We start from the raw sequence: 21,676 nt of genomic DNA on the forward strand, positions 1-21,676 counted from the left end.
GGCACAAGAGCAGTCACAAGGACAGTCACGCGTGAGGTTCACGGGTCGTGTCCAGGGAGGGTGAGCGTTCTCCATTCAGCACGTCGGGTGATGCTGGAGAGCGAGAGGCAAAGGCGGCGATGGGGACACCCGGCACCTCGACCTCCAGCGCGAAGACACTGCCGGACAAGGGGGCTGCGGCCAGTGCCTCAGGGCTCATGCCCTTGCGCAAGGTGGTCACGAACAGCGTTGTCATATCGGCCCCGCCAAAGCACGGCATGGTCGGGCCGGGACATGGCAGGCGGACCTGGCGCGCCAGACGTCCCTGGGCATCCCAATAATTGAGGACTCCGCCAAAGACACCTGCACTCCAGTAGCCTCCCGCCATATCCATCGCACCACCGTCGGGGCGACCGTGCAGTGCAGGCTGGGTCTCGGCAAACACTCGCGGCGTTCCCATGACACCATTTTCCGGGCAGTAGTCCGCGACATGGATCGTGTCGCGCCGCGTATCCGCAAAATGCATGCGCCGTCCATCAGCACTCCAGGCCAGTCCATTGGCGACAATGAGGCCTGACTGCAGACAATGCGTCTCGCCCGCAGGCGTGACCGAGTAGAAATGCCCCAACGGCCGGGAGCGGCTCGCTTCATCCATAGTGCCGATCACGAATTGTCCATTCGGCGCGACCTTGCCGTCATTGAAGCGCGTGCCAGCCAACGGCTCACCGGGCGGGCAGGCCAGGAACTCCAGTGCCCCCGACTCGAAATCGAGCAGATGGATGCCCGAGCGCATGGCAACGATCAAACGCCCATCGGCACAGCGCCCGAAGGCACCCAAGGTCTCTGGCAGCACGCGACGCTCTCGCTTGCCATCACTCAGGCAGTAGCGCTCGATCGCCGGGGCATAAAGGTCCGCCCATAACAGGCTGTTGCGACTGGCATCCCAGATCGGGGATTCACCCAACTCCGCCCGGCTCTCTATCAGCAGTTCGATTTCCGCCATTTCCTGGACTCCCGTCGACGATGGCTATGGCACATGCGTGGATACCCCTGCGGGCTTACACCTTCTATCTCTCTGCCCCCGATACCCTCGACCTTATCTCCCTGCTTCAGGCAGCGGCGCTCAATAGATATCGGGCTCAGGGGTACTGCCAGGGGCACCATTGGCAAAGTCGAAGTCACAGCCTTCATCTGCCTGGGTGACATGCGATTTGTAGAGAGAGGCATAGCCATGAGGGTGCCGGTCCTTGGGCGGCTGCCAATCTGCCAGTCGACGTTGGATCTCCTCCTCATCGACCATCAAGTCCAGCCGCCGATTGGGGACATCCACGGCGATGATGTCACCGGTCTTGACGATGGCCAACGGTCCGCCGACGGCGGCTTCCGGCGCCACATGCAGAATGCAGCTCCCGTAGCTGGTGCCACTCATGCGCGAGTCGGAGATACGCAGCATGTCGCGCACGCCCTGTTTCAGCAGCTTGGCCGGAATCGGCATCATGCCCCACTCCGGCATGCCTGGGCCGCCCACCGGTCCGCCATTCTTGAGCACGATGATGCTGTCAGCCGTGACCGGGAGGTCTTCATCATCGATACGCGCCTTGAGGTCGGCGATATTCTCGAACACATAGGCAGGCCCTTGATGGACATGCAGACGAGGGTCCGCCGCGGTCGGCTTGATGATGGCCCCCTTCGGCGCCAGGCTGCCGGTCAGTACGGCAGTCCCGCCCGAGGCATTGACCGGCGTGTCCAGCGGGAGAATGACTTCCGGGCGCCAGACCTTGGCGCCCTCGATGTTGTCGCCCAGGGTGCGGCCGGTCACGGTCATCGCGGGGAGCTTCAGCTCACTGCCGATGTTCGTCATCAGTGCCGGAAGCCCTCCGGCATAGAAGAAATCTTCCATCAGATATTCGCCGGAAGGCTTGAGGTTCAGCACCAGCGGCACACGACGCGATATCTCGTTGAAGCGCTCCATCGGCAGCGTGATTCCGAGACGACGTGCCATGGCCACGATGTGAATGATGGCGTTGGTCGAGCCACCGATCGCCATGTCGACGGCAATCGCGTTATCAAAGGAGGCCTCGCTCATGACATCGGTCGGCTTGAGATCTTCCCAGACCATTTCCACCGCTCGCTTGCCGCTGGCGTAGCACATACGGTTGTGATTGGCGTCCACCGCGGGGATGCTTGAGGCCCCCGGCAGGCTCATGCCCAGCGATTCACCGATCGACATCAGCGTTGCCGCCGTGCCCATGGTCATGCAAGTGCCCGGAGAGCGGGCAATCCCATTCTCGATCTCGTTCCAGTCACTCTGACTGACGTTGCCGATACGTCGCTCATCCCAGTACTTCCAGACATCCGTACCGCTCCCCAACACCTGACCACGGTAATTGCCGCGCAGCATGGCACCAGCGGGGACATAGATGGTCGGCAGATTCATGGAGATCGCGCCCATGAGCACGCCCGGCGTGGTCTTGTCACACCCGCCCATGACCACGGCGCCATCCACGGGGTAGCTGCGAAGCAATTCCTCGACTTCCATGGCCAGCATGTTGCGATACATCATGGCGCTGGGTTTCATCAATTGCTCACCCAGTGACATGGCAGGCAGTTCGACAGCAAAGCCCCCCGCTGCCGTGATACCACGCTTGATATCCTTGACCCGCTCAGGAAAGTGAGAATGGCAGGTATTGAGGTCGTTCCAGGTATTGATGATGGCGATCACCGGCTTGCCGACGAACTCCTCGCCCCAGTAACCCATCTGCTTGACGCGAGAGCGATGCCCGAAAGAGCGCAGATCATCCTGCTTGAACCAGCGATTACTGCGCAGATCGTCGACCCCTTTCCTGTTCATCCCGTACTCCTTACAACGTAATTGACCGAACAATGGCGTAGCAGAATCCGCACCGGCTGCCTCGAGGGCGGCCCGTCATTGCGTCATTCCTGAATGAAGTGGCGTTGGCTATCTCAATTCAACAGCCGAATCAGCGCGTCAATTGACTGTCCCGCCGAGAGGGCAGAGACACCCAATCGCCGTTGCGCCGACTGGAGTCAAGCGCGGTGGCGGCGAACTCGACACCACGCACACCACTGCGCAGGTCGGGATACCAGCAGGCCAATGGGTGCGGTTCAGTCCCCTGCTGGCAAGCAGTGATGTCCTCATGGAGGTCGCTATACAGGGAAGAAAAGGCTTCGCGATAACCTTCGGGGTGTCCAAAGGCCACACGAGAGATACGCGTGGAGGCTTCATGAAGTCCCGCTGCCCCTTTGGAGAGCAACACAGGAGCGCCATCAATACGGCGGAACAGGAGCTGATTGGGGGTTTCCTGATGCCATTCGAGTCCCCCGAGACTGCCGAAGATCCGGAAGCTCAGGCCATGCTCGGCGCCGGCAGCCGCTTGGGTAATCCACATCAGGCCGCGGGCACCATTGCCATAGCGCAACATTACGTTGGCATTATCGTGCGCTTCGCGTCCGGCCACGCTGGCCGTGACATCGGCACTCAATTCACTGGTCTCAAGCCCGGAAACATACTCGAGCATATGAAAGGCGTGGGTCGCGATATCATTGAGTATCATCGACTCCCCCGCGATGGCGGGGTCCATATGCCAGTCGTGGCCTGCCTTTTCCGCATCCGTCAGGCAGGCCAGGTGCCCCTGAACGTAGTCACACTGCAGCTGACGGATTTCACCGAGCTCGCCATTCTCGATCATGGCGCGTGCCTGACGCACCATGGGATAACCGGTATAGCCATAGGCCATGCAGAAGCGCAGCCCTGCCCGCTCGGCAATCGCTTCAAGCTCGCGAGCCTGAGCCGGATCATTGACCAGCGGCTTTTCACAGACGACATGAAAGCCCAGCTCCAGAGCCAGCTTGGCCAGGGCGAAGTGACTATCGTTGGGCGTGAGAATGGCGATTACCTCAGCGCCATCTTCGCGGGCAGCTTCCTCGCGTAGCAGTGATTCACCATCGCCATAACCACGTGCGATGTTGAGTTGTTCCGCCTGCTGGCGAGCACGCTCGGGATTCGACGACAGCGCACCGGCGACGACACGATACCGCCCATCCATCTGCGCCGCCGCACGATGGACCTGACCGATGAAAGACTGAACGCCTCCCCCGATCATCCCCATGCGCAGCACTTTGGGGGCCAAAGTGCTCGACTGGTGTTCCGCTGTCTGCTGTGAGCTTGAACGGTGATCGAGTGAGGGCGGTGTCTGCTGAGTCATTGGGCGTCTCGGCTTCAGGCGTGGATGGCGTTATTGTTCTATCGCGTACCACAGGGGCTTTTCCTTGGCTTTGGTACGCTGCATATCAAGCAGCCTAGCGCAGCCAAACCGGCTTTGAAAATGTTTTCAAAGCCATTTAGACCAAGGGACGAGAAAGAACGAAAATCCACCGATGTGCCAACGAATCGCCAGTATTCCAGGCGGACTACCAGGAGAGTGCTGCTCCGCCACCAGAGAAGATTTCACGAGAAAACTATCAAGCGTTCTGCAGTGCGCGTGTCAGTTGACGTGACGAGTCGACCCGCGTTGCGTGATCTGACACGGCATGATGACCCGACTGGGCGCCATGCCACCTTGCTTGATGCGCGCGAACAACAACGACACCGTCTTGTTGACCATTTCCGTGAATGGCTGGCAGATCGTCGTCAGATCATAGGATTTGCTTGAGGCAAAGCGAATGTCATCCACCCCGACGATACCGATATCCTGTGGAATGCGGTGCGAGAACTCATGACGTATGGCGTCCATGCCGCCACATGCCATGATATCGTCAAAGTAGAAGATGCTATCAGGAATGACCTCCGCCTCTGCGAACAACTCACAGGTGGCTTCATAACCCGCATCGTAGCTGTGGCGATGCCCTTCCCCCACGCCATGCAAGGTCAGCCCACGCTGCTCCAGCCGCTCGATGAAGCCACGCTTTCTATCCAGCGTGGCCTGTTCCTTGGTCGACGCCCCCACATAAGCCAGCCGACGATAACCGAGATCAATGAGATGATCTGCTGCCATGCGCCCCATCTCGACATCGTCACAGGTCACCACACAGGCGCCGGAATCTTCTCCATCACGCCCGAATATGGCCACAGGCGTATTCTGCTTCGCACAGGCCTCGACCAACTCCGGCGGCACCGATGCAGAAGTGACGATCAAGGCATCGACATGATATTCCATCACCAACGAGACAGCCTCCGAGATGCTTTTCTCGGTATTCACGTTGATCAACAAGGTGTGGCAGTTATGCCGCTGAATCGCAGCAGAAAATTCGCTGAGAATCGCCAGGTAGACAGGGTTCTCGAAATTGGTCACGAGAATCCCGATCAGGCTGGATTGCGACTTGATGCCTCGTGCCAGACGATTCGGCTTGTACCCCATTCGCTCGGCTACCGCCAGGATCCGGCTACGCATCTCGGGGGAGCTGCTGCCTTCTGGATTCATTGCCCGAGAGACCGCCGCAATCGAGACGTTGGCCTCCTTGGCAACTTCAGTGATGGTGACACGCTTGGATGAGGATATGTCCTCGGACTTCTTCATGCTCACTCCCTAACGGGGCTCAATGCTCAACATCTCATCAAGGCATTCCACCCCACATTGGATAATCATTGGCCGACCATACCGCGGATCACGCAAGCATGCAGCAGGCGCATGATGAAGAATACAGCCATATCACGTTGGCTTTGACGTGTGCCACCAGGGAGTCAATAGCCGCCTTTCGATAACACGACCCTGGCGACTATCTCTGGCAGCACGACGGCTCAGGACCACAGTAGAACTGACGCAACAGCCGATGTATCGGTTGCTGGAGCCTCGTCGCGGTACCCCCAGACGATGCCCCTGGATACGACTCGGAGGTCGCCAATCACGAAGATGTCGCAAAAGGCTTTGACAGTAAATGTATTGCTATGCCCTCTATAGCCCCACCTGGCGAGGGACCAAGGAGAATATCAATGGCTTGACACGCCAGTACTTCTCCAAGGGGCAGCCTCCAAGAATGTCAGTAATACTGAGCTACGCAAGGTGCCGAGAAACGGAATGACCATTCCCGACAGCGCCTCGGCTATCGAATAGCCATCCCAAGTATTCTCGAGAGAATGTTCTAAACCCCTGTATACCATGCGTGCTGCTCTTGTTGCTGGAGCTCAGACACAAAAAACCGATGCCTGCAAAGCGCAAGCATCGGTAACATGGAATATATATTAAAAAAGCTTCACGAATCGGACAGTTTATTCCATTCCTTTTCAGCGTCTTCTTTGTTCATGCCATAACGCTCTTGAACCTTCCCGACAAAATGCTCCTTGCGACCCGCAATTTCGTCGACATCTTCATCTGTAAGCTCTCCCCAACCTTCGCGGACCTTACCTTTGAGTTGCTTCCACTTACCTTCGGCGATATCACTATTCATGGCAGTCTCCTAAATCAAATAGATAATGCGACAAATAAAAATCAACCAATGACCAGTCACATGCTGTGATTGAGCCTCATGGCAGGCTACGAATATAAGCTAGCACAGATATTAGGACTCAACAACAGCCCTACCGCTTCATCTCATTGGTGGTGCGACCACTGACTTTACATGAAATATAGCGCGAGCCAGCCGACTCAATACAACATCATCGACAGAAAGTTCCCTTCATCTTTCCGTGGCATACCGCCATTTCCCAGCTTTCAACAACCAATGTGACAACTGTCATTAAATGTATAGGGCAAAATATTCAGCATATCCCATCAACAACTCACTATAAGGTGCCTGATGATCGATTCTTACAACGAATCTATCCTTTATTAGCCTCTCGTATGCCCATCAAGCAATTCATACAGAAAAGGCATCATGGGTATCAAGCTGCACAATCAAGAGACAACGACACCGAAAATTCATGCCGACTTCCTAAGCAGCTCCTTCCAGCATTACGAACAAGATCTCGCTCGACAGTTTGCGGTCAGCGTCTCAACCATCCAGCGATGACGTTACAAAAAACCCGCGGCTGACCGCGGGCAAGATCGAAACACTGGCAGGCGATGATCAGCTTGGCATCCTGCTCCTAGAACCATACCTCGCTCTGGACACCGAAGGCCCATTCGCCTCCCGTGAAGCCTGCACTCCCGAGGGCATCGTTTTCGGAGTAATCATTGAGCTCCTCATCCCAGTCACTCCAGGACGCGAACAGGCGAATTTCCGGACGCTTCCAGAAGCCACCGACCTCAGGCTTGAAGGTCGGTGCAATGGTGAACTTGCGATACCCGCCTTCCACGGCATTGCCGGTCGAGCCGGGGTCCAGGTCCATCCATTGATAGCTCAGCTCGTACTGCATCTCGAAATTCGTCGTCAGCTCATTGGCCAGACGCGCATTGAAGGTCGCCCAGGAATACTCATCTCCGTCGTCGTAGCGATCCTTGCTTACCTCTGCCAGAACGGCTGGTGCGAAGCGCCACTTGGGTGCGAGATAGGTCGTGCCGTAAAGCCCCAGGCGAGTAGAGGTGGCGTCATCCGTCAGGTTCCCGTCAGCCCCGATGACCTTGGTCTCCGCGCCGAGCCCGCGGCCATGCAGCACGGCGGCCTTGAAGCTGCCATCGGCGAGGCCAAAGAAGCTGTCGCCATGGTAGGCCAGCATGGTGTGGAAGCCGGAATCGGCCGCTTCGGCCCCCGTGTCCATGGCGCGCTCTTCATTGTCTGCCGCCGACAGGGCACTGACCATCCACTGCCAGTGGCCGACATAGTTATTCATGGTGAACGTCAGGTTGTCGGTATTGCCGCCAGTATCGGAGTCCTCTGTCGGGTATTCACTGTAACTGCGCCCGTAGACCGAGAAGTTGGCTTTCCAGTCATCGGCAAGCTGGACGTCGTAGATACCTGCGCCGGTCCCGGCGAGGAAGATGAAATCGCTGTCTAGCCAGTGGATATCGAAGTTGTCCCGATCGAAGCGCTTGCCCGCCCAGATGGAGGAATTCTCGAAGGCGCCGGTAAAGCTCGGCAGATCGCTCAACTCCACGAAGACCTGTCGTACGTTCAGACTGGACTCGTCCGAGGTCCAGTCGTTACTGGTCTCTACTCCGTCGGCAATCATGGTGCGGTAAAGCGCCTTCGTCCCGTTGTCGTAGCGGGTCTTGTAGTTGAATACCGACTCGACGTAGGTGTCGGGCTCGTTCCCCAGCCGCCCGACCGCCCCGCCCACCGAGCCCGCCGGCGTGAGATAGGGGCCGCCTTCGATGCTCTTTCCTCCTTCGCCGATCAATAGCCCGGAGCGGGCATAGGCGTTGAAGGAGAAACCTTCTTCGCCACTGGCCTGGCGCTCGACGGCCGCCAGACGCTCTTCGAGGTCCTCGGTCTGCGCGGTCACGCGCGCGGGTTGATCAGCCTCATTCGACTGGCGCTGAACGGCCATCGCGCGCTCTGCCTCGGCGGCGCGACGCTCAGCCGCTCTGGCCCGTTGTTCGGCGTCATCGATACGCTGTTCCAGCTCTGCGAGCCGCGCCTCGATGTCGCCTGTCCCGTCGGCATTGGCGAGTCCGCTGGTGCTCATGACCGCTATGGCAACGGCCATGACGAGTGGGGTCTTGAGCGGGTGCTGAGAGGGAGTTGTCATGTTGAAGAGAGCCTTTGTTGTTGTTGACGAATCACTCGCTTGGCGATGATCAGCGAAGTGGCGCCCGAATCATTGGCGTTGGCGTTGAAGGGGTGGCCACATTCACTTAATCGTTTAAGACCCTAGTGGCAATCCGGCGCTCCAGACACACGACTTATGTCGAAATTCGACCAAAGGGGAGCGATCACCGCGTAAAACTCCCATTTCTGGCGACATATCGGTGACAGCAAGACCAAAGTTCAGGTTGCGGATATCGACGCCAATCGCTTGACTGTGACCACGCCTTAATCGATTAAGAAACCACCATCGGACGACGTTATGACTCTCCCCCACCCAGCCGTCCGATGCGGGTCAAACAACAACAAGTGACGAGGATCCACCATGCAACGCAAGACGTTAATCGCCTCAAGCTTCGCCCTGCTGGGAGCAGCCACCACCGCCCCTGCCATGGGCGCGGACCTGACCATCTCCTGCGGTGCGGTCGGGGCCGAACTGGAACTCTGTGAACAGGGCGTCGCTGCCTGGGAAGACAAGACCGGCCATGAGGTCGATATCGTCTCCACGCCCAATTCCTCGACGGAACGCCTCTCGCTCTATCAGCAGATTCTGTCGGCCCAGTCCGGTGACATCGACGTCTTGCAGATCGATGTGGTCTGGCCGGGCCTGCTCGGCAATCACCTGCTTGATCTGCACCAGACGCTCGGCGAAAAGGCAGCGCAGGGCCACTTCAAGACCATCATCGACAACAACACGGTCGATGGCCGCCTGGTGGCCATGCCCTGGTTCACGGATGCCGGGGTGCTCTACTACCGCAAGGACCTGCTGGAGAAGTACGGGTTCGCACCTCCCGAGACATGGCAGGAGCTGACAGAGACTGCCACGCAGATCCAGGCCAAGGAACGCGAGGCCGGCAGCGAGAAGATGTGGGGTTACGTCTTCCAGGGGCGTGCCTATGAGGGCCTGACCTGCAATGCGCTGGAATGGGTCGCCAGCAACGACGGTGGCGCCATTGTCGATGCCGATGGCGAGATCACCGTCGACAACCCCAATACGGCCTCCGCTCTCGACCTGGCCGCCAGCTGGATCGGCGAGATCACCCCGCAGGGGGCGCTCAATTATTCCGAGGAAGAAGCCCGCGGCATCTTCCAGTCCGGCAACGCCGTCTTCATGCGCAACTGGCCCTACGCCTGGTCGCTGACCCAGAGCGATGACAGCAAGGTGGCTGGCAAGGTCGGGGTGGTCAAGCTGCCCCACGGTGCCGAGGGAGAAAGCGCGGCGGCGCTGGGTGGCTGGAACCTGGCGGTCTCGAAGTACAGCGAGAACCCCGAGCTCGCCTCGCAGCTGGTGGCCTTCCTCACCGGTGAGTCCGAGCAGAAACGCCGGGCCATCCAGGCCGCCTACAACCCGACCCTCACGGCGCTGTATCAGGACGAAGAGGTGCTCACCGCCGTGCCCTTCTTCGGCACGCTCTACGACACCTTCACCAATGCCGTGGCACGTCCGTCTGCCGTCACCGGTGACAACTACGGCCAGGTCAGCAACGCCTTCTTCAATGCGACCCACAGTGTGCTGAGCGGCGAGCAGAGCGGCGCCCAGGCCGTGGCTCAGCTGAAGGGCGAGCTGGCTCGCATCAAACGTCGTCGCTGGTAACCCGGGAGGTTTCGCATGACAACCACGCTCAATGAGTCAGTGCCGACGGACACGCCCTCGGCCCGGACCCGCAAACGCGGTACCAAGGTCAGACGCCAGCGGGTACGTGCGGCCTGGACCTATCTCGCGCCGATGCTGGTCGCGCTGGCCCTGGTGGCCGGCTGGCCACTGCTGAGAACCTTCTACCTCAGCCTGACCGATGCCTCGCTCTCGGACACGACCGGCGCCGCCTTCATCGGCTTTGAAAACTACCTCGTGAAGGACGACGGCGTCTGGTACGGCCTGCTGGCTGACCCGGTGTGGTGGAATTCCGTCTGGAACACCGTCTATTTCAGCGTCATCTCGGTGTCGCTGGAAGTCGTCTTCGGCATCATCGTGGCCCTGCTGCTCAACGCCGAATTCAAGGGGCGCATGCTGGTCCGCGCCGCGGTGCTCATCCCCTGGGCCATCCCGACCATCGTCTCCGCCAAGATGTGGGCCTGGATGCTCAATGACCAGTTCGGAATCATCAACCATCTGTTGATGGGGCTGGGGCTGATCGATGCGCCACTGGCCTGGACGGCGGATGCCGATCTTTCGATGTGGGCCGTGATCATGGTCGATGTGTGGAAGACCATCCCGTTCGTGGCACTGCTGGTACTCGCCGCGCTGCAGATGCTGCCCAAGGATTGCTATGAAGCCGCCGAGGTCGATGGCATTCACCCGGTGAAGGTGTTCTTCCGTGTCACCCTGCCATTGATCACCCCGGCCCTGCTGGTCGCCGTGATCTTCCGCCTTCTCGATGCACTGCGCGTCTTCGACGTCATCTATGTGCTGACCTCCAACTCGTCCAGCACCATGACCATGTCGATCTACGCCCGCCAGCAACTGGTGGAGTTCCAGGACGTGGGCTACGGCAGTGCCGCCTCCACGATGCTGTTCCTGATCATCGCGCTGGCCGTCGTGGTCTACCTCTACCTTGGCCGCCGCCAACTGGGAGTGGATAAATGAATCAGCCTCCGATGAATCGCTACCAGATGACCCGACTCGCCAAGCTGGTCGGCAAATGGGCCTTGATCGCCATCATCATCGTCTACGCCGTGTTCCCCTTCTATTACGCGGTCATCACCTCACTGAAACCGTCCAGTGAGCTGTTCGAGGTCAACTACTGGCTGACCTCACTGGACTTCAGCAATTACGCCCAGATCTTTGCGCAGAAGAGTTTCCTGCAGGCGATCGGCAACTCGATCCTGATCGCCTTGAGCGTCGTGTTGATCGCGCTGCTGCTGGGCATCACCGCCTCCTATGCGCTGGGACGCGTGCGCTTTCGCGGCCGCTCCACCGTGATGCTGATCATCCTCGGGGTCTCGATGTTCCCTCAGGTCGCGGTGCTGTCAGGGCTGTTCGAGGTGATTCGCAGCCTGAATCTCTACAACAACCCCGGTGGCCTGATTCTCAGCTACACCATCTTCACGCTGCCCTTCACCGTCTGGGTGCTGACGACCTTCATGCGTCAGCTGCCCATGGAACTGGAAGAGGCCGCGATCATGGACGGCGCCACGCCGTGGGAGACCATCACCAAGGTCTTCCTGCCCCTGATGTGGCCGGCCATGGCCACCACCGGGTTGCTCGCCTTCATCGCGGCCTGGAACGAGTTCCTGTTCGCCTTGACCTTCACGCTGACCGACAGCGAACGCACCGTGCCGGTCGCCATCGCCCTGATCTCCGGCGGCAGCCAGCATGAGCTCCCCTGGGGCCCCATCATGGCCGCCTCCGTCACCTTCACCATACCGCTGGTCATCCTGGTGATGATCTTCCAGCGCCGCATCGTATCCGGCCTGACCGCCGGCGCCGTCAAAGGATAATCTTCATGTCATTGCTCGAAGCCCAAATGCAGACCTCCTCCAGCTGGTGGCGCGGTGGCGTCATCTACCAGATCTACCCGCGCAGCTTCCTGGACAGCAACGGCGACGGGATCGGGGATCTGCCGGGCATCACCGCCAGACTCGATTACGTGGCCTCCCTGGGCGTGGATGGCATCTGGCTGTCGCCCTTCTTCACCTCTCCGATGCTCGACTTCGGATATGACATCAGCGATTACCGTGATGTCGACCCGATGTTCGGCACCCTGGAGGACTTCAAGGTGCTGCTGGAGCGCGCTCACTCGCTCAATCTCAAGGTCATGATCGACCAGGTGATCAGCCACACCTCCGATGAGCATCCCTGGTTCCAGCAAAGCCGTCAGGACCGTACGAATGACAAGGCCGACTGGTTCGTGTGGGCAGACCCCAAGCCCGACGGCACGCCGCCCAACAACTGGCTGTCGATCTTCGGCGGCTCGGCCTGGACCTTCGATTCACGCCGCCAGCAGTATTACCTGCATAACTTCCTGACCAGCCAGCCCGACGTGAACTTCCACCACCCGCAAGCCCGGCAGGCACAGCTCGACAACATGCGCTTCTGGCTGGAGCTGGGCGTCGATGGCTTCCGTCTGGATACCGTCAACTTCTACTTCCATGATCAGGCCCTGCGCGACAATCCGCCGGTACCGGCGGGCGAGGCCAAGACACTGGGCGCGCCGGATTCCAACCCCTATACCTGGCAGCGACACGTCTATGACCTGAGCCGCCCGGAAAACCTCGACTTCCTGAAAGACCTGCGCGCCCTGATGGATGAATACCCGGGCACCACCACAGTGGGCGAAATCGGTGATGACAAGCCGCTGGAGCGCATGGCGGAGTACACCGCCGGGGGCGACAAGCTGCACATGGCCTACGGGTTTGATTTGCTCAATGCCCCGCACTCCGCAGGCTATCTGCGAGAAGTCATCGAGCGCTTCCAGCGCCTGGCCGGTGATGCCTGGCCATGCTGGGCCCTGTCGAACCACGACGTCGTGCGCAGCGCCACACGCTGGGGTGCCGACGAAGACCCGGTGGCCTATCCCAAGGTCGCCCTGGCCATGGTGTTGTCACTGCGCGGCAGCGTCTGCCTCTACCAGGGTGAGGAGCTGGGCCTGCCGGAAGCCGAGGTGCCCTTCGAGCGCATTCAGGACCCCTACGGCAAGGTGCTGTGGCCGGAATTTAAGGGCCGCGACGGTTGCCGGACTCCCATGCCCTGGCGTCAGACGGCCCGGGGGGACTTCTCGAATGTCGAGCCTTGGCTGCCGGTCGATGAACGCCACCTGCCGCTGGCCGTGGCCAATCAGGAAGACGACGCCAACTCGGTATTGCATGCCACACGCACCCTGCTGAATTTCCGCCGCCAACACCCGGTCCTGCGCGAGGGGAACATTGAACTGGTGGACGTGGGTGACGAGCTGCTGGGCTTTCAGCGCGAGCACGATGGCCAGCGCATGCTGTGTCTCTTCAACCTGACCGGCACCGAACGGACCACCGTACTGCCGCAAGCCTACGCAGGCGGCGCGCGCCTTCTCGAGGGCACGGGCTTCACTGCCGAACTGGACGAGGCTCAGCCCCAGGCAGCGCGTCTGGTACTGCCGGCCTATCAGGCTGCCTTCCTGGCACTCGACTAACCTTCTTTCGAAAGCCGGTGCCGAGCACCGGCTGGGAGTCGCAAGATGACAAGCGTAACCCTCTCCAAGATCAACAAGACCTTCGGCAGCACGCACATCATCAAGGATCTGGACCTGAAGATCGGCAGCGGAGAATTCGTGGTCTTCGTCGGGCCGTCAGGCTGTGGCAAGTCGACCTTGCTGCGCCTGATCGCCGGGCTGGAATCGATCACCGAGGGTGAGATGCATATCGCCGGCGATCTGGTCAATGACCTCCCCCCGCGTGAGCGCGGCGTGGGCATGGTCTTCCAGTCCTATGCGCTCTACCCGCACATGACGGTGTACGAGAACATGGCCTTCGGCCTCAAGCTTGCCAAGGCCGACAAGGACAACGTCGAACAGCGCGTGATGGAAACGGCGCGCATCCTCCAGCTTGAGGAGTTGCTGAATCGCAAGCCCAAGGAGCTTTCCGGTGGCCAGCGCCAGCGCGTCGCCATGGGGCGCGCCATGGCGCGTGAGCCCAAGATCCTGTTGTTCGACGAGCCGCTCTCCAATCTGGATGCCTCGCTGCGCGTCCAGATGCGCAACGAGATCGCCCGCCTACACCATCGCCTGGGCTCCACCATGGTCTACGTCACCCACGACCAGGTCGAAGCCATGACGCTGGCCGACAAGATCGTGGTACTGCGTGATGGGCGTATCGAGCAGGTCGGCAGCCCCCAGACGCTCTATCAGGCGCCGGCGACCCGCTTCGTGGCCGGCTTCATCGGCTCCCCGACCATGAACTTCCTGCCGGCAGAGCTACTGCGAAGCGAGGGCAATGGCTGTCGCATCACGACGCCCGGGATCGGCGAACTGGATCTGCCTCGCGATGCCGGCGACGAACGCACCGGCAGCCGCCTGACGCTGGGGATTCGCCCCGAACACCTCTGCCTGGAAGAGGCCCGTGGCGACAACGCCTTCGAGATCGTCAACGTCGAGTACCTGGGCAACGAAGTCTATGTCTATCTGGATCCGAAAGACGGCGACAGCCTGCTGATCCACCGCAGTGAAGCCCCAAGTCAGTGGAAGATCGGCCAACGCGTCGCGCTGGTGCCGGACCTGGAGCACGTGCATCTCTTCGACAGCCAGGATCGCGCGCTGAGCCTGACCCAGCAACGCCAGGCAGCCTGACGTTCAGGGCCTGTTCTGCAGGGCTTTTTCTCGAGGGCCTGGCAGCCAGGACTGAGTATCCAGCGCCTGCTCTCGGCGCCTCAGGCCAACCGCTTCATTCTCCGCAAGGACCGCACGGGTGGGAGCCATGGCTCCCGCCCAGGAGACTCGCATGTCCACGATTCGAGACACCCAGGTGTCAGCCCACGATTGGTGGCGCGGCGCCGTCATCTATCAGATCTACCCGCGCAGCTTTCAGGACAGCAATGGCGATGGCATCGGTGATCTGCCGGGCATCCTCGAGCGCCTGGATTACATCGCCTCGCTGAATGTCGATGCGATCTGGCTATCTCCCTTCTTTACCTCGCCCATGAAGGACTTCGGCTATGACATCAGCGACTATCGCGATGTCGACCCGATGTTCGGCACCCTGGAGGACTTCGACCGTCTGGTCGAGGCAGCGCATGCGCGTGGTCTGAAAGTCATCATCGATCAGGTGCTCTCACACACCTCCGACGCCCACCCCTGGTTCGAGGAAAGCCGCCAGAGCCGCGATAATCCGCGCGCCGACTGGTATGTCTGGGCAGACCCCAGACCCGATGGCGCACCGCCCACCAACTGGCAATCGATCTTCGGGGGCTCCGCGTGGCAATGGGACACTCGCCGCTGCCAGTACTACTTGCACAACTTCCTGATCGAGCAGCCGGACCTCAACTTCCATCACCCCGAGGTCGTGACAGCCATTCTTGAAGAAGTGCGATTCTGGCTGGAGCGGGGGGTGGATGGCTTCCGTCTGGATGCCATCAACTTCTGCACACATGGTGAGCTAAAGGATAACCCGCCGCGGCGTGAGATCGCCGAGGGCTTCATTGGCGTGCGCCCGGACAACCCCTACGGCTATCAACAACATCTTCACGACAAGACCCAACCCGAGAACCTCGCCGTTCTCGAACGGCTGCGGAGTCTGCTCGATGAATACCCCGGCACCACCAGCGTTGGCGAGGTCGGTGACGATGACTCCTTGCGCGTGATGGCCGAGTACACCCGGGGCGACCAGCGGCTGCACATGGCCTATTCCTTCGATCTGCTGACCGAGAACGCCTCACCCGACCACCTCCTGGCGACCCTGCAGACGATGGAAGCGCAGATCGGGGACGGCTGGCCGTGCTGGGCGCTGGGAAACCACGATGTCACACGTCTGGCAACGCGCTGGGACGCCGAAGCCTCGCCGGCGCGCCTGCGCCTCTATCTCGCCTTCCTGCTGACCCAGCGCGGCAGCGTCTGCCTGTATCAGGGCGAAGAGCTGGGACTGAGCGAAGCCCAGCTACGCCATGACCAGCTGGTGGACCCTGCCGGCATCACCTTCTGGCCACGCTACAAGGGACGCGACGGCTGCCGGACGCCCATGCCGTGGCAGGCCGGTGAGTCACATGCGGGCTTCTCTCGCGTGTCTCCCTGGTTGCCGGTTCCCGACTTCCATCATGCCTTGGCCGTCGACCATCAGGAACACGACCCGGCATCGCTGTTGAATGCCAGCCGGGAGCTGCTCGCCTTCCGCCGCCGTCACCCCGCTCTCAGCCGAGGGGAGATTCACTTCCACTCGCTGCATGAGGAAGTCATCTGCTTCACGCGTCACTCAGGCGGCGAGTCGTTGCTGATCGCGCTCAACTTCTCTGCCCAGGCCCTGACTCTGGAGACCGCCTGGCGAGCGGAAGCCCTCGAGGATGCCCCCGGCATGATCAATGGTCACTGGCAGGCAGGTCGCCTGACGCTGCCGCCCCACGGCGTTGCCATCGCGCGCTGTGTTGGCGAGGCGCACTGAATCTCCCGCTTGCCGATCACGCGACTCACAAGGAGGTCATGATGACCCTGTCTCAACTCGATCCTCACGCACGCCTCGACTGGTGGCGTGGTGCCACGATCTATCAGATCTACCCCCGCAGTTTCATGGATGCCAACGGCGACGGCATCGGCGACCTGGCCGGCATCATCGAGCGCCTGCCCCATGTGGCCAGCCTCGGCGTGGATGCCATCTGGCTGTCCCCCTTCTTCACCTCGCCGATGAAGGATTTCGGCTATGACGTCGCGGACTATCGGGATGTCGACCCGATGTTCGGCCACCTGGAGGATTTCAAGCACCTGGTCTCGCAAGCCCACCAGCTGGGGTTGCGCGTGATCATCGACCAGGTGCTGTCTCACAGCTCCGATCAACACGTCTGGTTCCAGCAAAGCCGCCAGGACCGCCACAACGCCAAGGCCGACTGGTATGTCTGGGCCGACCCGCTTCCGGATGGCAACCCGCCCAACAACTGGATGGCGGCCTTCAGTGGTCGCGCCTGGACCTTCGATGCCAAGCGCCGCCAGTACTATCTGCACAACTTCCTGGCCAGTCAGCCGGATCTGAATTTCCATCATCCCGAGGTACGCCAGGCGCAGCTGGACAACCTGCGCTTCTGGCTGGATCTGGGGGTGGACGGCTTCCGCTTCGACGTCGTCAATTACTACTTCCATGACCGCGCCTTGACCGACAACCCGGCGATGGCGCGCGAAGGCGTCAACCCGGGCAACCCGCAGAGCTATCAGCGGATGCAGCACAATATCGAGCAACCGGAGAATCTGGCGTATCTGGAGCGCATCCGCGACCTGCTCGATGAGTACCCGGGCACCACCAGTGTCGGCGAGATCGCCGGCAATGACCCTCTCCCGACCATGGCGGCCTATACCGCCGGCCAACGCCGCCTGCACATGGCCTACACCTTTGACCTGCTCAACAGTGATGGCGATGCTCGCGCGCTTTACGACGTGCTGACGCGCTTTGCCGAGCAAGGCGAAGACACCTGGCCTTGCTGGGCCCTGTCCAATCATGACGTGGAACGCAGTGCGACCAGCTGGGGAGAATCGCGCGCCCTGCTCGCACTGACGGTGTTGTGTTCGCTGCGTGGCAGCCTGTGCCTCTATCAGGGAGAAGAACTGGGGCTTCCCGAAGCGGAGCTGGCCTTCGAGGACCTGCAGGACCCCTTCGGCATCAACCTGTGGCCCGAGATCAAGGGCCGCGATGGCTGTCGCACGCCGATGGTCTGGGATGACGGCCTGAACGGTGGGTTCAGCCGCTGCGCGACGGAGTCCGGCGTTGAGGCCACGCCCTGGTTACCGGTCTCCCCACGCCAGTTGCCATTGTCGGTGGCGCAGCAGGAAAACCGTGATGACAGCTTCCTGTCGCGAGCGCGTCGCCTGCTGCGCTATCGCGGCACGAGCCAGGTGCTGCGCGAGGGCGATCAGATCCTGATTGCCCCCGAGCGGCTCCCGGACGACGTCTTCGCCAGCGTGCGTCAGCATGGAGCGCAACGCCTGCTGTGTCTGGCACACCTCGGGACGGGCGATACGCCGAGCGTTATCGACCCGAGTCAACTGGCGCCAGATATCACCACCTGGACCACCCTCGAGATCGCCGGTGTCACGGCGACACACGCCTCTCACCACCCCCTGTCGCTGATGCCAGGCAGCGCCATGTGGCTCGCCCTCAACTGACGCCTGGCAGATTCGATGCTTCACGGGATGCTCGGTGGATGACGGTCATCCCGGACGCCGCAACAACAATCACAATGATGGAGTCGCACGCCATGCCTTCTGTTATCAGCACCCCACGCCAACGGATGCTCACGACCCTCAAGGGTAGCGCCGGTGCCCTGCTGTTGAGCGGAGCCTCATTGACGGCCCCCCTCGCACTGGCCACCGAGGTCACGATTGCCTGTGGCCCCGGTGGAGATTCCGACATGTGCCCGGAGCTCGCCCAGCAATGGGCCGAGCAATCCGGCAATCGTGTCAATGTGATCTCCACTCCCAACGACACCACCGAGAAGCTCTCGCTGTATCAGCAGTTGCTGAGCAGCGGCTCCAGTGACATCGACGTGCTGATCGTCGACATGGCGTGGCCAGGGCTGCTCGACGATCACCTGGTCGACCTTTCCCGTTACCTGCCCGACGACGCCACCGAGGGCTTCTTCCCCGCGCTGGTCGACAACGGCACCGTAGAGCAACGTCTGGTGGCCATGCCCTGGTACACCGACGCAGGCGTGCTCTATTACCGCAAGGACCTGCTGGAAAAATACGACCAGCAGGTGCCAGAGACCTGGCAGCAACTCACCGAGACGGCGCGCACGATCCAGGCGGCGGAACGTGACGCCGGCAATGCCGATTTCTGGGGATACAGCTTCCAGGGGCGCGCCTACGAGGGGCTAACCTGCAACGCACTGGAGTGGGTCGCAAGCCAGGGCGGCGGCACCCTGGTGGATGATGCCGGTGAGGTCACCATCGACAACTCGCGCGCCGCCGAGGCACTCGACCTCGCCGCCTCCTGGATCGGCAGCATCGCTCCGGAAGGCGCGCTGAATCATACCGAGGAGGAGTCACGTGGGTTGTTCCAGTCGGGCAATGCGCTGTTCCTGCGCAACTGGCCCTATGTCTGGAAGCTCAGCCAGGCCGAGGGCAGCCCGGTGGCAGGCAAGGTCGGCATGGCACCCCTCCCGCATGGCCCGCAGGGCGAGTCACGCGCGACCCTGGGCGGTTGGAATCTTGCGGTATCACGCTACTCGGAGCACCCACAGGCCGCAGCGGAGCTGGTCGCCTACATCACCGCCGCTCCGCAGCAGAAGGCCCATGCCATGAAGATGGGGCGCAACCCCACCATCGAACACCTTTATCAGGATGACGAGGTGCTGGCGAGCAACCCCTCGATGGGCGAGCTCTATGAAGCGCTCAGAACCGGCGTCGCGCGCCCGGCCTCGGTGACGGGCGATGCCTACGCACGCGTCTCCAATACCTTCTTCAACCGCACCCATCAGGTGCTGTCGGGCGAGGAAACCGGTGCTCAGGCGGTGGAAGCGCTCGGGAGAGAACTCACCCGCATCGGACGCCGCGGCTGGTAACGCCAACGGCCTCACCCCGCCAGGCCTTGCGCCTGCAGACTGATGACGCCCGGAAGGTCTCGCGCAGAGACGCGGGGCCTTTCCGGCGCTCTTGCTTGCCCGTGCCCCCTGCCGCCTCGACAACAAGGATCGTGCAATGACATCTATCCAACTCCATCGCCATGCCGCACACGACTGGTGGCGCGGTGCAACTCTTTACCAGATCTATCCGCGCAGCTTCATGGACGCCAATGGCGATGGTGTCGGCGATATTGCCGGCATCATCCAACGTCTGGACTACCTCGCGACCCTGGGGGTGGACGCCATCTGGGTCTCCCCCATCTTCACCTCGCCCATGCAGGACTTCGGCTATGACGTCTCGGACTACCGTGACATCGATCCCCTGTTCGGCACTCTGGAGGACTTCTCGCGGCTCGTTGCCCGCGCACATGAGCTCGGGTTGGGCGTCATCATTGATCAGGTGCTGTCACACAGCTCCGATCAGCATGCGTGGTTCCGGGAAAGTCGCCAATCCCGGGACAATGCCAAGGCTGACTGGTATGTCTGGGCAGACCCGCGCCCGGACGGCGGTGCGCCCAACAACTGGTTAGCCGCCTTCGGTGGCCCGGCCTGGACCTTCGATTCACGGCGCTGCCAGTATTATCTGCACAACTTCCTCGCCAGTCAGCCGGACCTCAACTTCCATCATCCCGAGGTGCGTCAGGCACAGCTCGACAATCTGCGCTTCTGGCTGGAGCTGGGCGTCGACGGGTTCCGCTTCGACACCGCCAACTTCTACTTCCATGACCAGGCGCTGACGGACAATCCGCCGTCCTCGGACGACTACCGTAGCCGTGGTCATCCCCGCAGCTATCAACTGCTGAAACACAATGCGGATCAGCCAGAGAATCTCGACTATCTGGAAGAGATTCGTGCCCTGCTGGAGGAATACCCCGGCGCCACCAGCGTCGGCGAGGTCGGGGGCAGCGACCCGCTTCCCGCCATGGCAGCCTACACCGCGGGCCAGCACCGCCTGCATATGGCCTACACCTTCGACCTGCTCAACAGCACGGGCGATGCCGTGGACTTGCACGCCGTTCTGGCACGCTTTGCCGAGCATGGCGAAGACGCCTGGCCGTGCTGGGCATTGTCCAATCATGATGTCCCGCGCAGTGCCAGTCGCTGGGGGAGCGCACGCGCCTTGCTGGCACTGACGGTACTCTGCTCATTGCGGGGCAGCCTCTGCCTCTATCAGGGAGAAGAGCTTGGATTCAAGGAAGCCGAGCTGAGCTACGCCGAGTTGCAGGACCCCTTCGGAATCGCGCTATGGCCCGAGGTCAAGGGACGCGATGGCTGTCGCACGCCCATGGTGTGGGAGCCTCAACGCAATGGTGGTTTCTGCGCTGACTCCCTGTCGCCCTGGCTTCCCGTCCATGCCCCTCATCAGTCACAGGCGGTCTCGCTGCAACAAGAGGCGCCCAAGAGCCTGATGAATCGCGTTCGCAAGCTGCTGGAACTGCGTCGCGAGAATGCGACGCTGAGGACGGGACAACAGACGCTCATCTCCCCGTCCGTGCTGCCGAAGGGTGTCTTTGGCGTGATACGTCACACTCCTCACCAGCAGATGGTGTGCCTGGCCAATCTGGCACACGAGGCAGGTCACGGCCCGGAACACGACAACGCCCCCGTCATGCTCGACCTGCCTACCCTGATGGGCTCGCGAATGCCTCATGGTCAGCATCATGACCCGATAGAGGTCGTCTCGTTGCCCGGCATGGCAACGCCCTCGCTTGAAGCAGGCCAATTGAGCCTGGCGCCGGGGATGGCAGCCTGGCTGGTCCTGCCAGCCGATACCTCGCAAGTGCAGGACCGCTAGCAGGCGTTGCCCGGCTGGACGCCTTGTGCGCAGTTGACCGC

Annotated in this window: 15 protein-coding genes; 9 read left to right on the forward strand and 6 right to left on the reverse strand. The window is 61.1% G+C overall.

Translation table 11 applies throughout. The features are described from left to right. Positions 1 to 25: 25 nt before the first annotated feature. The 6 genes from MSG32_RS07515 to MSG32_RS07540 form a co-directional block, all read right to left on the reverse strand. On the reverse strand, positions 26 to 982 hold the full coding sequence (locus MSG32_RS07515; protein WP_248379027.1) for an SMP-30/gluconolactonase/LRE family protein: 957 nt from the start codon (positions 980 to 982) through the stop codon (positions 26 to 28). A gap of 120 nt (positions 983 to 1,102) precedes the next feature. Further along, positions 1,103 to 2,830: an L-arabinonate dehydratase gene (araD, locus tag MSG32_RS07520; RefSeq protein WP_248379028.1), complete on the reverse strand. Its 1,728-nt coding sequence runs from the start codon at positions 2,828 to 2,830 to the stop codon at positions 1,103 to 1,105. A gap of 130 nt (positions 2,831 to 2,960) precedes the next feature. Beyond that, positions 2,961 to 4,205 carry a Gfo/Idh/MocA family oxidoreductase gene (locus MSG32_RS07525; protein WP_248379029.1) on the reverse strand — a complete coding sequence of 415 codons (1,245 nt, stop codon included), beginning with the start codon at positions 4,203 to 4,205 and terminating at the stop codon, positions 2,961 to 2,963. Between the two features lie 279 nt (positions 4,206 to 4,484). Continuing rightward, positions 4,485 to 5,516 (reverse strand): LacI family DNA-binding transcriptional regulator, encoded by a 1,032-nt coding sequence (locus MSG32_RS07530; protein ID WP_054555839.1) that lies wholly within the window; start codon positions 5,514 to 5,516, stop codon positions 4,485 to 4,487. Positions 5,517 to 6,189: 673 nt separating this feature from the next. Further along, the gene (locus MSG32_RS07535; protein ID WP_043334054.1) at positions 6,190 to 6,384 is read right to left on the reverse strand and encodes a CsbD family protein; all 195 of its coding nucleotides are present in this window, start codon (positions 6,382 to 6,384) and stop codon (positions 6,190 to 6,192) included. 637 nt (positions 6,385 to 7,021) lie between these two features. Further along, entirely contained in the window at positions 7,022 to 8,563 is a 1,542-nt protein-coding gene (locus MSG32_RS07540; protein ID WP_248379030.1) for a carbohydrate porin, read from the reverse strand. A 381-nt stretch (positions 8,564 to 8,944) separates the two neighbouring features. On the opposite strand from MSG32_RS07540, the gene MSG32_RS07545 reads away from it, so the two are divergent. From MSG32_RS07545 to MSG32_RS07585, 9 genes are all read left to right on the forward strand, one after another. Then, positions 8,945 to 10,213 (forward strand): ABC transporter substrate-binding protein, encoded by a 1,269-nt coding sequence (locus MSG32_RS07545; protein WP_248379031.1) that lies wholly within the window; start codon positions 8,945 to 8,947, stop codon positions 10,211 to 10,213. Positions 10,214 to 10,228: 15 nt separating this feature from the next. Then, positions 10,229 to 11,203 carry a sugar ABC transporter permease gene (locus MSG32_RS07550; RefSeq protein ID WP_043334056.1) on the forward strand — a complete coding sequence of 325 codons (975 nt, stop codon included), beginning with the start codon at positions 10,229 to 10,231 and terminating at the stop codon, positions 11,201 to 11,203. 11 nt (positions 11,204 to 11,214) lie between these two features. After that, on the forward strand, positions 11,215 to 12,057 hold the full coding sequence (locus MSG32_RS07555; protein ID WP_248379666.1) for a carbohydrate ABC transporter permease: 843 nt from the start codon (positions 11,215 to 11,217) through the stop codon (positions 12,055 to 12,057). A 26-nt stretch (positions 12,058 to 12,083) separates the two neighbouring features. Beyond that, complete coding sequence (locus MSG32_RS07560; protein WP_248379670.1) at positions 12,084 to 13,724, forward strand: alpha-glucosidase; 1,641 nt, start codon at positions 12,084 to 12,086, stop codon at positions 13,722 to 13,724. A gap of 45 nt (positions 13,725 to 13,769) precedes the next feature. Then, positions 13,770 to 14,876, forward strand: coding sequence for a sn-glycerol-3-phosphate ABC transporter ATP-binding protein UgpC (ugpC, locus tag MSG32_RS07565; protein ID WP_248379032.1), 1,107 nt, complete (start codon positions 13,770 to 13,772; stop codon positions 14,874 to 14,876). 151 nt (positions 14,877 to 15,027) lie between these two features. Further along, entirely contained in the window at positions 15,028 to 16,677 is a 1,650-nt protein-coding gene (locus MSG32_RS07570; RefSeq protein ID WP_248379033.1) for an alpha-amylase family glycosyl hydrolase, read from the forward strand. A 41-nt stretch (positions 16,678 to 16,718) separates the two neighbouring features. Next, positions 16,719 to 18,383 (forward strand): alpha-amylase family glycosyl hydrolase, encoded by a 1,665-nt coding sequence (locus MSG32_RS07575; RefSeq protein ID WP_248379034.1) that lies wholly within the window; start codon positions 16,719 to 16,721, stop codon positions 18,381 to 18,383. A gap of 92 nt (positions 18,384 to 18,475) precedes the next feature. Then, positions 18,476 to 19,780 carry an ABC transporter substrate-binding protein gene (locus MSG32_RS07580; RefSeq protein ID WP_248379035.1) on the forward strand — a complete coding sequence of 435 codons (1,305 nt, stop codon included), beginning with the start codon at positions 18,476 to 18,478 and terminating at the stop codon, positions 19,778 to 19,780. A 136-nt stretch (positions 19,781 to 19,916) separates the two neighbouring features. After that, positions 19,917 to 21,635 carry an alpha-amylase family glycosyl hydrolase gene (locus MSG32_RS07585; protein ID WP_248379036.1) on the forward strand — a complete coding sequence of 573 codons (1,719 nt, stop codon included), beginning with the start codon at positions 19,917 to 19,919 and terminating at the stop codon, positions 21,633 to 21,635. The last annotated feature ends 41 nt before the right edge of the window (positions 21,636 to 21,676 follow it).

The sequence above is a fragment of the Cobetia sp. 1CM21F genome, assembly GCF_023161745.1.
GTDB lineage: Bacteria > Pseudomonadota > Gammaproteobacteria > Pseudomonadales > Halomonadaceae > Cobetia > Cobetia amphilecti.

What these genes read in the sequence shown, in the direction of transcription:
- MSG32_RS07585 (WP_248379036.1), top strand. Translation starts at nt 19,917, where the DNA reads ATGACATCTATCCAACTCCATCGCCATGCCGCACACGACTGGTGGCGC.
- MSG32_RS07515 (WP_248379027.1), bottom strand. Translation starts at nt 982, where the DNA reads ATGGCGGAAATCGAACTGCTGATAGAGAGCCGGGCGGAGTTGGGTGAA.
- MSG32_RS07535 (WP_043334054.1), bottom strand. Translation starts at nt 6,384, where the DNA reads ATGAATAGTGATATCGCCGAAGGTAAGTGGAAGCAACTCAAAGGTAAG.
- araD (WP_248379028.1), bottom strand. Translation starts at nt 2,830, where the DNA reads ATGAACAGGAAAGGGGTCGACGATCTGCGCAGTAATCGCTGGTTCAAG.
- MSG32_RS07560 (WP_248379670.1), top strand. Translation starts at nt 12,084, where the DNA reads ATGCAGACCTCCTCCAGCTGGTGGCGCGGTGGCGTCATCTACCAGATC.
- MSG32_RS07530 (WP_054555839.1), bottom strand. Translation starts at nt 5,516, where the DNA reads ATGAAGAAGTCCGAGGACATATCCTCATCCAAGCGTGTCACCATCACT.
- ugpC (WP_248379032.1), top strand. Translation starts at nt 13,770, where the DNA reads ATGACAAGCGTAACCCTCTCCAAGATCAACAAGACCTTCGGCAGCACG.
- MSG32_RS07550 (WP_043334056.1), top strand. Translation starts at nt 10,229, where the DNA reads ATGACAACCACGCTCAATGAGTCAGTGCCGACGGACACGCCCTCGGCC.
- MSG32_RS07575 (WP_248379034.1), top strand. Translation starts at nt 16,719, where the DNA reads ATGACCCTGTCTCAACTCGATCCTCACGCACGCCTCGACTGGTGGCGT.
- MSG32_RS07555 (WP_248379666.1), top strand. Translation starts at nt 11,215, where the DNA reads ATGAATCGCTACCAGATGACCCGACTCGCCAAGCTGGTCGGCAAATGG.
- MSG32_RS07580 (WP_248379035.1), top strand. Translation starts at nt 18,476, where the DNA reads ATGCCTTCTGTTATCAGCACCCCACGCCAACGGATGCTCACGACCCTC.
- MSG32_RS07540 (WP_248379030.1), bottom strand. Translation starts at nt 8,563, where the DNA reads ATGACAACTCCCTCTCAGCACCCGCTCAAGACCCCACTCGTCATGGCC.
- MSG32_RS07545 (WP_248379031.1), top strand. Translation starts at nt 8,945, where the DNA reads ATGCAACGCAAGACGTTAATCGCCTCAAGCTTCGCCCTGCTGGGAGCA.
- MSG32_RS07570 (WP_248379033.1), top strand. Translation starts at nt 15,028, where the DNA reads ATGTCCACGATTCGAGACACCCAGGTGTCAGCCCACGATTGGTGGCGC.
- MSG32_RS07525 (WP_248379029.1), bottom strand. Translation starts at nt 4,205, where the DNA reads ATGACTCAGCAGACACCGCCCTCACTCGATCACCGTTCAAGCTCACAG.